13 protein-coding genes are annotated in these 10788 nt (G+C 71.7%); 8 read left to right on the top strand and 5 right to left on the bottom strand.

Going from position 1 to position 10788, the window contains the following annotated elements; all coding sequences use genetic code 11:
- On the top strand, nt 1-672 hold a 672-nt coding region (locus B0E53_RS27305; RefSeq protein ID WP_107078646.1), incomplete at its 5' end, for a biotin--[acetyl-CoA-carboxylase] ligase.
- Nucleotides 673-800: 128 nt separating this feature from the next.
- Nucleotides 801-1373, top strand: a complete 573-nt coding sequence (locus B0E53_RS27300) for a PH domain-containing protein (RefSeq protein WP_107078645.1) — start codon at nt 801-803, stop codon at nt 1371-1373.
- A 51-nt stretch (nt 1374-1424) separates the two neighbouring features.
- On the opposite strand, the gene B0E53_RS27295 is transcribed toward B0E53_RS27300, so the two are convergent.
- Entirely contained in the window at nt 1425-2129 is a 705-nt protein-coding gene (locus tag B0E53_RS27295; RefSeq protein ID WP_107078644.1) for a GtrA family protein, read from the bottom strand.
- 63 nt (nt 2130-2192) lie between these two features.
- Nucleotides 2193-2729 carry a GtrA family protein gene (locus B0E53_RS27290; RefSeq protein ID WP_107078648.1) on the bottom strand — a complete coding sequence of 179 codons (537 nt, stop codon included), beginning with the start codon at nt 2727-2729 and terminating at the stop codon, nt 2193-2195.
- Nucleotides 2730-3233: 504 nt separating this feature from the next.
- Here B0E53_RS27290 and B0E53_RS27280 point away from each other — a divergent pair.
- The 4 genes from B0E53_RS27280 to B0E53_RS27265 all read left to right on the top strand — a co-directional run bounded on the left by B0E53_RS27280 (nt 3234) and on the right by B0E53_RS27265 (nt 8029).
- Nucleotides 3234-5075, top strand: coding sequence for a phosphoenolpyruvate carboxykinase (GTP) (locus B0E53_RS27280; RefSeq protein ID WP_107078643.1), 1842 nt, complete (start codon nt 3234-3236; stop codon nt 5073-5075).
- A gap of 39 nt (nt 5076-5114) precedes the next feature.
- Nucleotides 5115-5960: a hypothetical protein gene (locus B0E53_RS27275; RefSeq protein WP_107078642.1), complete on the top strand. Its 846-nt coding sequence runs from the start codon at nt 5115-5117 to the stop codon at nt 5958-5960.
- A gap of 78 nt (nt 5961-6038) precedes the next feature.
- A complete protein-coding gene (locus B0E53_RS27270; RefSeq protein ID WP_246835617.1) occupies nt 6039-7190 on the top strand; it encodes a geranylgeranyl reductase family protein in 1152 nt (383 codons plus the stop codon).
- A gap of 68 nt (nt 7191-7258) precedes the next feature.
- Nucleotides 7259-8029, top strand: coding sequence for an isoprenyl transferase (locus B0E53_RS27265; protein ID WP_107078641.1), 771 nt, complete (start codon nt 7259-7261; stop codon nt 8027-8029).
- A 27-nt stretch (nt 8030-8056) separates the two neighbouring features.
- Here the strand turns inward: B0E53_RS27265 and otsB are convergent, their stop codons facing one another.
- The 3 genes from otsB to B0E53_RS27250 form a co-directional block, all read right to left on the bottom strand.
- Nucleotides 8057-8881, bottom strand: coding sequence for a trehalose-phosphatase (gene otsB, locus B0E53_RS27260; RefSeq protein ID WP_107078640.1), 825 nt, complete (start codon nt 8879-8881; stop codon nt 8057-8059).
- Between the two features lie 70 nt (nt 8882-8951).
- On the bottom strand, nt 8952-9305 hold the full coding sequence (locus B0E53_RS27255) for a hypothetical protein (protein WP_091314007.1): 354 nt from the start codon (nt 9303-9305) through the stop codon (nt 8952-8954).
- A 163-nt stretch (nt 9306-9468) separates the two neighbouring features.
- Nucleotides 9469-9909, bottom strand: coding sequence for a helix-turn-helix transcriptional regulator (locus B0E53_RS27250; RefSeq protein ID WP_107078639.1), 441 nt, complete (start codon nt 9907-9909; stop codon nt 9469-9471).
- 264 nt (nt 9910-10173) lie between these two features.
- On the opposite strand from B0E53_RS27250, the gene B0E53_RS27245 reads away from it, so the two are divergent.
- Nucleotides 10174-10515: a hypothetical protein gene (locus B0E53_RS27245; RefSeq protein ID WP_107078638.1), complete on the top strand. Its 342-nt coding sequence runs from the start codon at nt 10174-10176 to the stop codon at nt 10513-10515.
- The coding region (locus B0E53_RS27240; RefSeq protein WP_246835616.1) for a hypothetical protein at nt 10512-10788 on the top strand (277 nt) is incomplete at its 3' end. The genes B0E53_RS27245 and B0E53_RS27240, both read left to right, overlap by 4 nt.

The raw sequence follows: 10788 nt of genomic DNA, 5'->3' as shown, positions 1-10788 counted from the left end.
CGGGGCCGGCGCGGCCGCATCTGGCAGTCGCCGCCGCGGGCCGGCATCGCGACCAGCGTCCTGCTCCGGCCCGGCGAGGCCGTCGCGGAGCGCGGCTGGGCGCCCGTGCCACCTTCGGGGTACGGCTGGATGCCGCTGCTGGCCGGGGTCGCGCTGGTCGAGGCGGTGGCCCGGCTGGCCGAGCTGGACGCCCGGCTCAAGTGGCCGAACGACCTGCTGCTGGACGGCGCGAAGTGCGCGGGCGTGCTGGCCGAGGCGGTGCCCGGCGCGGCACCGGACCGGCCGCCGGCGATCGTGGTCGGCATCGGCCTCAACGTGACCCTGCGCGCCGACGAGCTGCCGGAGAACCCGACCGGGTTGCCGGCCACCTCGCTCCAGCTCGCCGGGGCCACCGCCACCGACCGGGACCCCCTGCTCCGGGCCCTGCTCCGCGCGCTCGCCGACTGGTACGAGCGCTGGCGTGACGCCGGCGGCGACGCCGTCGCCAGTGGCCTGCGGGACGCCTACCTGGCCGGCTGCGCCACGGTCGGCCGGCAGGTCCGCGTGCTGCTCCCCGACGGCCGGGAGGTACGCGGCACCGCCACCGGCGTGGACCCCGACGGCCAACTGCTGGTCGACGGCCCGGACGGCGAGCTGCGCCTCGCCGCCGGCGACGTGCTGCACCTGCGCTGAGAGAACGAGCCCGTGTCAACGCCTGGGGTATAGGAGGGTTCCCCCCCCGGACACCCGCCGCGCGGCTGATCCCCGGACGAGCGCCGACCGGTTACGGTCAGCGCGTCCTGTTCTGCGAGGAGGTTCCCGTGGCGTTCCCCGAAGACGTGCTCACCGAGGACGAGCACGTCGTGCTGCATCTGCACCCGCACTGGAAGGCCCTGATCCGGCCGATCCTGGTGCTGGTGCTCGCCGTCGCGGCGGTGGTCGCGGGCTGGGTCCTGCTGCCCGACGGCGACGGCGGCACGATCGCGCTCTACGTGATCGCCGCGCTCGGCCTGGTGCTGGTGTTCTGGCTGGGGCTGTGGCCGTTCCTGGTCTGGCGCACCACCCACTACCTCTTCACCAACGAGCGGGTGCTGCTCCAGGAAGGGGTGTTCTCCCGCAACCGGCGCGACCTGCCGCTGACCCGGATCAACGACCACGCCATGCACCAGAAGTTCGTGGAGCGGATGCTCGGCTGCGGCACCCTGACCATCGAGTCCGCCGGTGAGCGCGGCCAGTCGGTGCTCACCGACGTGCCGCACGTCGACAAGGTCCAGACCAAGCTCTACGAACTGGTCGAGGCCCACCACGACAAGCACAGCCTGGGCGACGGCGAGATGCGCGAGATCCTGGCCGACATGGCCGAGGGCAAGCCGCTCCGCGACCCGTCTGCCTGACCGCCGGGTCCTCCGGCGCCCGCTGGGCGGGCGCCGGAGGGCCGGGCCGGATCAGCGGCGCGGGGCGCGGCGCGGCGTGGGCTGGAGTTCCGCGGCCAGTTCGGCGTCGATGTCGGTCCCGAGGGTGCGGCCCAGGCCGGCGTCCGCGGGTGCGGGGCGGCCCTGCTGTGGGGCGTAGTCGCCCGCGCGCCGCTCGCCGAGCGGCGGCTCGGTCTCCTCCAGCTCGCTGACCGACTCGGCCAGCTCGGCCACCGGGTCCATCCCGGCCATGGTGTCCCACTCGTCGCGCGGGATGGTATTCCAGGTCTCCGCGGCGTGCTTCGGCACCGGCTGGAACACGAACGTCCGGTAGGACCAGAAGCGGAACAGGGTGGCCAGCAGTACGCCGACGGTCTTCGCCACGTTCAACGCGAGCAGGCTGTGTACGCCGAGGCCGTACTTGGCCAGCGCCAGGACACCGAGTTCGATGACCAGGCCGGCGCCGTTGAAGAGGAAGAACAGGACATATTCGCGGCGAAGCGCCGACTTCGGCCGGTCCCGGTACGTCCAGTGCCGATTCATCAGATACGACGTGATCGTCGCGACGATGGTCGCGATGACGGTCGCCTTGAGCTGGCCGTCGCGGAAAACCGTGAGTGCCAGCGCATTGAACACCGCGTAATTGATGACGGTGTTGATGCCGCCGACGATGCCGAATTTGAGCGCCTCGTGGATGAACTTCTGCCAGCGCTCGGGCAGCAGACGGACAAGAGGCATGCGGAACACCTTAGGGCAGTGGGCAGGGCCGGCTGGGCCCGGCAGGACGGGATGGGCGGTGGGTCACGCCCCGGACTCTCGGTCGCGGCTCGTCGCCGGAACGGGAGGAGTTCCCGCCTCGACGAAAACGAACCGTCGGTACGACCAGAACCGGAACAGTGTCCCCAGGCCGGTGCCGACGATGAAGCTGGCGATGTTGTCGGCCAGCGGGGTCTGGAACACCTCGGGCCAGATGGCGCCGAGCCCGTAGCGGCTGATCGCGAGACAGGCCACCGCGATGCCGAGGCCCACCCCGTTGAAGAAGAAGAACAGCGCGTACTCCCGGGCCGGGTGGGAGCGCTGGCGGTGTCGCCAGGTCCAGAACCGGTTGCCGAGGAACGCCAGGGTGGCCGCGATGACCGTGGAGATGGTCTTGGCCGCCACCGGCGGCATGTGCCGCACGCTCGCCAGGTAGTTGAAGAGGGCGAAGTCGACGAGGAAGGCGAAGCCGCCGACGGTGGCGAACTTGCTCATCTCGCGGACCAGGTGACCGAAACGGTCGATCAGGGCCCCGATCAGACCTCGACGGGTCTGCGGAGCCCCCGGTTGGTCCCCGGTCATCGTCGCGGCCACCCGCCGAGAGTACCGGGTGCGCGCTCCCGGGACCGGCCGCTACGGCGAGTCGGCGGTCCGCGCCGCCCGCGGGTGGCCGGACCGCACCGGGTACGCGCGCCGGGTCCCTTCCGACGACCGCCGTCCGTTTCCGAAATCCGTGAGCGGAGCGTGACCGGGCGTACGGAATTGTGGACCGGATCACGGAATCGCCCTTCGTGACACCACGGTCGGCTTCCCCGCATCGGCGGCCTCCGCCGGGTTGGCGATGTCCCGGGCCGCTGGAGGTTCTTCACAAGATTTGCGTGAAACTGCGCGCGAAAGCGGGTAAGAGATCGCGATGCCGCAGCGTGGCCGTAGCTTGTGCAGTTCTTCACAACCAGTCCCACTGACTGGGGAGGCAGCCCGGTTTACGCTGAGGCCAATCCCAGGTTTCCACGAAGGCGACGCACCGGCTCGCCAGAACTCGTGCATCCCATACATCGGTCAGCGTCGACCACAAGGAGATGTGACATGGTTGCTCCGGCTACTGTTCGGGGTATCGATCAGGCCCCGACGTCCCACCCCAAACTGCTCGCCTGGGTACGTGAGGTCGCGGAACTGACCACCCCCGACCGGGTGGTCTGGGTGGACGGGTCCGATGAGGAGTGGCGCCGCCTCACCGACGAGCTCGTCGAAAAGGGCACCCTGATCCGGCTGAACCCCGAGAAGAAGCCCAACTCGTTCTACGCGCGGACGGACCCGACGGACGTCGCGCGGGTCGAGGAGCGCACCTTCATCTGCTCCGCCGACGAGGCGGACGCCGGCCCCACCAACAACTGGATGGCGCCGGCCGAGATGAAGCGGACGATGACGGAGCTGTACCGCGGGTCCATGCGCGGGCGCACCATGTACGTCATCCCGTTCTGCATGGGTCCCGTCGAGGCCGAGAGCCCCATGTTCGGCGTCGAGATCACCGACAGCCCGTACGTGGTCGCCTCGATGCGCATCATGACCCGGATGGGCGAGAAGATCCTGGAGGCGATGGGGGACGACGCCGACTTCGTGCACGCGCTGCACTCGATCGGCGCCCCGCTGGAGCCGGGCCAGCAGGACGTGGCCTGGCCGTGCAACGACACCAAGTACATCTCGCACTTCCCGGAGACCCGGGAGATCTGGTCCTTCGGCTCCGGCTACGGCGGCAACTCGCTGCTCGGCAAGAAGTGCTACTCGCTGCGGATCGCCAGCGTGATGGGGCGCGACGAGGGCTGGCTCGCCGAGCACATGCTGATCCTCAAGATCACCTCGCCGGAGGGCAGGGTCTACCACATCGCGGGCGCGTTCCCGTCCGCCTGCGGCAAGACCAACCTGGCCATGCTGGAGCCGACCATCCCGGGCTGGAAGGTCGAGACCATCGGTGACGACATCGCCTGGATGCGGTTCGGCCCGGACGGCCGCCTCTACGCGATCAACCCGGAGTACGGCCTGTTCGGCGTCGCGCCCGGCACCGACTGGAAGACCAACGCCAACGCCATGCGGACGCTGGACCGCGGCAACTCCGTCTTCACCAACGTGGCCCTCACCGACGACGGCGACATCTGGTGGGAGGGCATGGGTGAGCCGCCGGCGCACCTGATCGACTGGAAGGGCAACGACTGGACGCCGGAGAGCGACAGCCTCTCCTCGCACGCGAACAGCCGGTTCTGCACCCCGATCACCCAGTGCCCGATCCTGGCCGACGACTACTACGACCCGAACGGCGTGCCGATCGACGCGATCCTGTTCGGCGGCCGCCGCCGGGACACCGTCCCGCTGGTCACCGAGGCCCGCGACTGGGTGCACGGCGTCTACATGGGGGCCACGCTCTCCTCGGAGACCACTGCCGCCGCGTCCGGCGCGGTCGGTGTGGTCCGCCGCGACCCGATGGCCATGCTGCCCTTCATCGGCTACCACGCCGGCGACTACTTCCGGCACTGGATCGAGATGGGCAAGGGCGCCGACGGCGACGAGGCCAAGCTGCCGAAGATCTACTACGTCAACTGGTTCCGCAAGGACGCCGAGGGCAACTTCCTCTGGCCGGGCTTCGGTGAGAACTCCCGGGTGCTCAAGTGGGTCATCGAGCGGCTGGAGGGTCGGGCCGAGGCGGTCGAGACCCCGATCGGCATGGTCCCCGCCCAGGACGCGCTCGACGTCGAGGGCCTGGACATGACCCCGGAGGACGTCCGGATCGCGCTCAAGGTCGACCCGGAGGAGTGGCGCAATGAGCTGCCGCTGGTCACCGAGTGGTTCGAGAAGTTCGGCGACAAGCTTCCCGGCGTCCTCTGGGCCGAGCTGGACGCGCTGCGCGCCCGGCTCGACGCGGAGCCGCAGAAGTAGAGGTGTGACGGAAGCCCGCACCGGGCAACACCGGATGCCATGAGGACGGCCGCCGAACCTGTCGAGGTCCGGCGGCCGTCCGCCGTCCGGGCCCTGACCACCCTGCTCGCCGTGACGGCGGCGGCCACCGTCGTGGTCGAGCTGCTCAACTACTGGTACGCCCCGGAGCAGGAGTTCGGGCTCGCCGTCCGCACCGGCTGGGCGATGCTGCGCTCGCTGGGCTTCCTGGTGCTGATCGGGCACGTGAAGCGCGGCCGGGCGGTGGCGAAGCCGTTCGGGCTGATCCTCGCGGTGACCACGGTCTTCGCGGTCGGGCGACTGGTCGTACCCCGGGCGGGCGTGCCGCCGCTGCCCGGCCTGCTCGGCTTCGCGGTCCTCACGGCGCTCTGCGTTGCGGTGGTGGTGCTGCTCTACCGCTCCGAGGCGGTCGGCGGGCACCTGGTCCGGCACCGCAAGGGCCTGGTCGTCGAGGGCGGGGTGATCTCCTGGCGGGAGGTCGTCCCGAAGCGCCCGCCGGTCACCGGCTGGCTGCTCACCGCCCGGGTCGCCGCCTTCACCTACAGCCCGCTGATGCTGGTCCCGGCCCTGATCGCGACCGGGTCCATCCTGGACGGGCGGATCAGAGCCCTGCCGGCGGTGCTGTTCTGGTTCGCCGCCGGCATCGCGGTCAGCTACGCGGTGCTCTTCTGCACCGCGTTCCTGATGCGCGACCGCCCCTGGGCCCGCAAGCTGCTGGTCGTCATCACCCTCGGCGCCCTCGCCGTCGACCTCCCCCTCTGCTGGTGGCTCCTCGGCCTGGACGGCCTCGTCCGCGACGGCGCCCCCCTCCTGACGGCCGCCCTCCTGGCCCTCTACTCCCTCCACCGCACCACCCCGACGCGTTGATCAACGAGTTTGCGTCACGATTCGGCCAATCCCTGACCGGAACCTCTTGATCACCGTTGATGGAAGAGGAGGTGGGGTGTGGGGCAGCTGTGGGATGTGATCGTGGTGGGGGCGGGGCCGGCGGGGGCGGCGGCGGCGTTGGCGGCGCGGCGGGGCGGGGCGCGGGTGCTGCTGCTCGACCGGTACGACTTTCCGCGGGACAAGGCGTGCGGGGACGGCATCGCCGCGCACGCGCTGGACGTACTCGCCGAACTGGGGGTGCGCGGGGCGGTCGACGGGTATGCCCCGCTGCCCGCGCTGCGCCTGGTGGGCCCCGGCGGCGGCACGGTGGCCCGGGCGCTGCCCCGGCCCGCGTACACGGTGCCCCGGCGTGTGTTCGACGCGCGGCTGGTGGCGGCGGCGACCGCGGCCGGGGCGGAGCTGTGCCGGCACACCGTACGCGAGGTGGACGTGCGCGACGACCGGGTGGTGCTCGACGGGGAACTGGCCGCCCGGGCGGTCGTCGGGGCGGACGGGGCCGGCTCGGTGCTGCGCCGGGCGCTCGGCCACCCGGTGAACCCGGACCGGCACCTCGCCCTCGCCATCCGGGGCTACGCCCCGGCGCTCCCGGGCCCGCCCGAACAGGTCATCGTCACCTCGTCGCCGCGCTGGCCGGCGTACGCCTGGTCCTTCCCGATCGGTGACGGCCGGGCGAACGTCGGGTACGGGGAGGTGCTGCGGGGCGAGCCGCTGACCCGTGCCCACCTGCTGGACCGGCTGGCCGCCCTGCTCCCCGGCACCGACCCCGCGGCGGTGACCGACCTGCGCGCCCACCACCTGCCGCTCTCCACCCACCGGCCGGCGCCGGGCCGGGGCCGGGTGGTGCTGGCCGGCGACGCGCTCTCGCTGATCAACCCGTTCACCGGCGAGGGCATCTTCTACGCGCTGCGCTCCGGGGCCCTGGCCGGCGCGGCCGCGGCCGGCGGCCCGGACCGGGCGGCCAGTCGCTATGCCGACGGGCTGCGCCGCCGGCTCGGCACCCACCTGCGGCACAGCTCGGTGGCGGCCCGGCTGGCCCGGCGCCGGTGGGTGGTGGACGCGGCGGTGCGCGCCGCGCGCCGTGACGAGCGGGTCTACCGGACCGTGGTGGAGCTGGGACTGGGTGACGGACGTCTCGACGCCCGCACCCTGGGCATGATCGGCTTCGGCCTGGCGCGGACCTCAGCTCGCGCTTCTGACGCCGCGCCGTGAGCTGAAGCCGTCGGGCGATGCGCCACCGAGACACTGATCTCCCGCGCGGGTCGCTACCCTGCAAGGTGATGACTCTGCGGAAACTTATCTACTCCGTGTACGAGCGCCGGCTCACGGCGAAGCTCGCGGGCAAGCCCGTGCCCCGCCACGTCGGCGTGATGTGCGACGGCAACCGCAGATGGGCCCGGGAGATGGGCTTCGTCGACCCGAACGACGGCCACCGGATGGGCGCCGAGCGGATCAAGGAGCTGCTGCGCTGGTGCGACGCCGCCGGTGTCGGGCACGTCACGCTCTGGCTGCTCTCCACCGACAACCTCTCCCGGCCGGCCGCCGAGCTGGACCCGCTGCTCCAGATCATCGAGGACCTCACCACCGAGCTGGCCGAGGAGGGCAACCCCTGGCGGCTGCGGATGGTCGGCGCCCTCGACGTGCTGCCCGCGCACCACGCCGCCGCGCTCAAGGCGGCCGAGGAGCGCACCCGGCAGCGCGGTGGCGGGGCGCAGGTCAACATCGCCGTCGGGTACGGCGGCCGGCGCGAGATCGCCGACGCGGTCCGCTCGCTGCTGCTGGAGCACGCCGCCACCGGCGGCACCGTCGAGGAGCTGGCCAACTCGATCGACGTCGACCACATCTCCGAGCACCTCTACACCAAGGGCCTGCCCGACCCGGATCTGATCATCCGGACCAGCGGCGAGCAGCGCCTCTCCGGCTTCATGCTCTGGCAGAGCGCGCACTCGGAGTTCTACTTCTGCGAACTCAACTGGCCCGACTTCCGCCGGGTCGATTTCCTCCGCGCCCTACGGTCCTACGCCACCCGCCAGCGCCGCTTCGGCGCGTGAGGCGTGACCTCGGCTTGAGGCGCGACCTCAGCCCAGGTGGGGGAGCGCCTCGGTGAGGAAGTCGCCGAGGGCGGCGGGGGAGTCGAGGGTCAGGTCGGCGGCGTCGGCCACCTCGTGACCTGTCTCCGGGTTCGCCACGGCGACGCAGACGCCGAGGAACTGCGGGTCGGTGGCGGCCCGGGCGCGCAGCGCCGCGAACGCCTTGATGTCGGAGACGTCGTCGCCGAAGTACCAGGCGCCGCCGGCGTCGCGGACCGCCTCGCCGATCACCATGCCCTTGTCCCGGTCGACCGGGGGCTTCAGCTCCAGCACCATGCGCCCGGCCTGGCAGCGCAGGCCCAGCCGCTCGGCCCGGGTCCGGCCCCACTCCTGCACGAGGTCGCCGAGCTGCGGCGCGGTGCGCCAGTGCAGCGCGACGGAGAGCCGCTTGAACTCCACCAGGGCGCCGGGCGGCAGCTCGGCGCGGGCCTGCTCGGCCAGCTCGGCCATGGTGGGCACCCAGGGCAGGGCGGCCGGCTCGGTGACGGTCTCGCCGCCGGAGTGGCTGTACTCCAGGCCGTAGAGGCCGTAGAGGTCGATGCCGGCGAGGCCGCCGAGGTGGTCGCGGAGGAACTCGACCGGGCGGGCGGAGACGATGGCGATGCGGCGTACCCGCGGGGCGAGCGCCTCCAGCGCGGCGAGCACCTTCGGCGCGGGCTGGACCGCGGTCGGGTCGTCGTCGACCGGCGCGAGGGTGCCGTCGAAGTCGAAGAAGAGCACCACGTCGCCCGCGCGGGCGGCGGTGGCGCGCCACGCGTGGTCGGCGTCCAACGGGGTCTTCGGCTGCTGGTTGCCCAGATTCAACGGCGGCACGCGCGACAGCGTACCCCGGTCACGGCGGCGTATTCGTGGCCGAGATGTGACGTCGGGACGACGCGGAAGGTCAGCGTTCGGCGGCTCCCCGTCCCCGGCGCCCGAACGGCACCACGGCCGCTTCCTGCCCGTGGCTCAGCAGGTAGCCCTCCACGAAGCCGGTGTTCCGGTCGCCGGTGTGCGCCTCGATCTCGTTGAGCCGCGCCACCAGGAACTCGGTGAGCGCGCTGACCCGGTCGTTGAGCCGGTCGTGCAGCTCGGCGACGACGGCGAGGACCACCGCGGTGCCGGCCGTGATGAGGGCGAAGAGGTTGACGACCAGGGGAAGCTGCCCGCCGTCCAGAACGCCGACCACCACGTTGCCGGTCACGCACGATGTCACCGACACCACCGCGACCACGACTGCCAACCATTTCAGGGTCATGGACAGACCCTCCTTCTGTCCCGCAGGGCTGAGTTCGGCTGTTGTCCCGTCCCCCCGCCGACGACGAGCCCTTAGCAGTACAAACGTGGACGCTAGCGTGTCCGATCCGGCCCCGAGGCGAAACGATCGGGTCTGACCTTCCGTTCTTTCGCCATCTGAGGAACTACCCGGCTTGTTTACCTCTATTTCGGACATCGACCGGAAGGGTCGGGCGATAAGCGAGATAACGGATGGTTTCCCGGATGTGGAACTTCTCCGCGTCGGAGACGTTCGGGTCGACCAGCCGGCGCAGCAGCGCCTCGACGTCCGGGTCCATCGGCGGCGGGGTGGGGGTGGCGCGGGGGGTGGCCGCCCGGTCCCAGCCGAGGGCGGTGAACGCGGCCGCGGGGTTGAGCCCCAGCCCCTCGCAGAAGGCCACCACCCGCTCGGCCTCGGGGTCGCTGGCCCAGTCGCCGCGTACCCACCGGTTGATGGTCTGGCGGGAGACGCCGGTACGCCGGGATACCTCGGTGCCGCTCCAGGCCCGCATGGCGCGCGCGTCCTCCAACGCGCGACGGACGAAGGTGGCGAAGGCGATCTTCCGTGCGTTCGCGGTCTCGGTCACCCCGTGACGGTACGACCAGTCGGTCTCCGCGGCGCGTCCTGGCACGCTGCTGTCACGCCCACGTGACGGTGATCCACGATTCTCGGTAAACGATCCAGCGCTGTTCCTGAGGGGTGTCACCCGGGCAGAATAGATGGACGCCAGTGCGGCGGTAAACAGACGAAAAGCTGATACTGTCACGCTCATGAGACAACTTACGGTGTGTCACGTGCATGAGACGACGAGTGCTCACATGCGTCACTCCGCGGGTGTCGAGGGGGTCTCGTGACCGAGCTCGCGACCCGTGCGCAGGCCTTCGGCCTGATCGCGGAGGGGGTGACCGCCGGGCTGAGCGCCCCGTGGCGGCTCTACCTCGCCCGGGGCTGCCGCTACCTCTCCCTCAGCGTCGGCGACCGCGACGAGTGGGACGCCTGGCGGACCCACCTCGGCTGTCCCGAGCTGAGCGTGCGGGTCTACGACGCCGGCGGCGAGATCCGCCGGGCGTCGGTGGCCGAGGTGATCGTCGACGGCTGCCGGATCAGCGTCGAACTGGTCGAGGAGGTCAGCACCGCCGATCTGGAGCGGCTGCTGGTCGTCGACCCCCTGCCCGGGGCGGACGAGCGATGAGCCCCTTTCTGGCCGTCGTCCTGGTCCTCGTGCTCGGCTCGACCTGCTACGCGGCGGGCCGGCTGCACGGCCAGCTCAGCTACCGGATCGGCTACCGGTTCGGCTACCGCCAGGGCTACTTCGACGGCGACCGGGGCGCCTGGAACCGGCGCCGCCGCGACGCCCAGGCCGCGATCGCCTCGGCGCTGGCCGGCCCGGCCCCGGACGTGGTGACCGCCCCGACCGGGCGTACCGCGCCGTTCGCCGGCACAGCCGTCCCCGCCGCGGTCGCCG

It is taken from the genome of Micromonospora sp. MH33 (genome assembly GCF_003013775.1).
Lineage (GTDB): Bacteria > Actinomycetota > Actinomycetes > Mycobacteriales > Micromonosporaceae > Micromonospora > Micromonospora fulviviridis.
Note: the sequence above shows the minus strand (reverse complement) of the source record. Positions and strands in the feature narration are given on the sequence as shown.

Excerpts from the sequence above, each read along its gene's own strand:
- B0E53_RS27295 (WP_107078644.1), bottom strand. The coding sequence starts at position 2,129 with ATGCCTCTTGTCCGTCTGCTGCCCGAGCGCTGGCAGAAGTTCATCCAC.
- B0E53_RS27265 (WP_107078641.1), top strand. The coding sequence starts at position 7,259 with ATGACTCTGCGGAAACTTATCTACTCCGTGTACGAGCGCCGGCTCACG.
- B0E53_RS27255 (WP_091314007.1), bottom strand. The coding sequence starts at position 9,305 with ATGACCCTGAAATGGTTGGCAGTCGTGGTCGCGGTGGTGTCGGTGACA.
- B0E53_RS27280 (WP_107078643.1), top strand. The coding sequence starts at position 3,234 with ATGGTTGCTCCGGCTACTGTTCGGGGTATCGATCAGGCCCCGACGTCC.
- B0E53_RS27290 (WP_107078648.1), bottom strand. The coding sequence starts at position 2,729 with ATGACCGGGGACCAACCGGGGGCTCCGCAGACCCGTCGAGGTCTGATC.
- B0E53_RS27275 (WP_107078642.1), top strand. The coding sequence starts at position 5,115 with ATGAGGACGGCCGCCGAACCTGTCGAGGTCCGGCGGCCGTCCGCCGTC.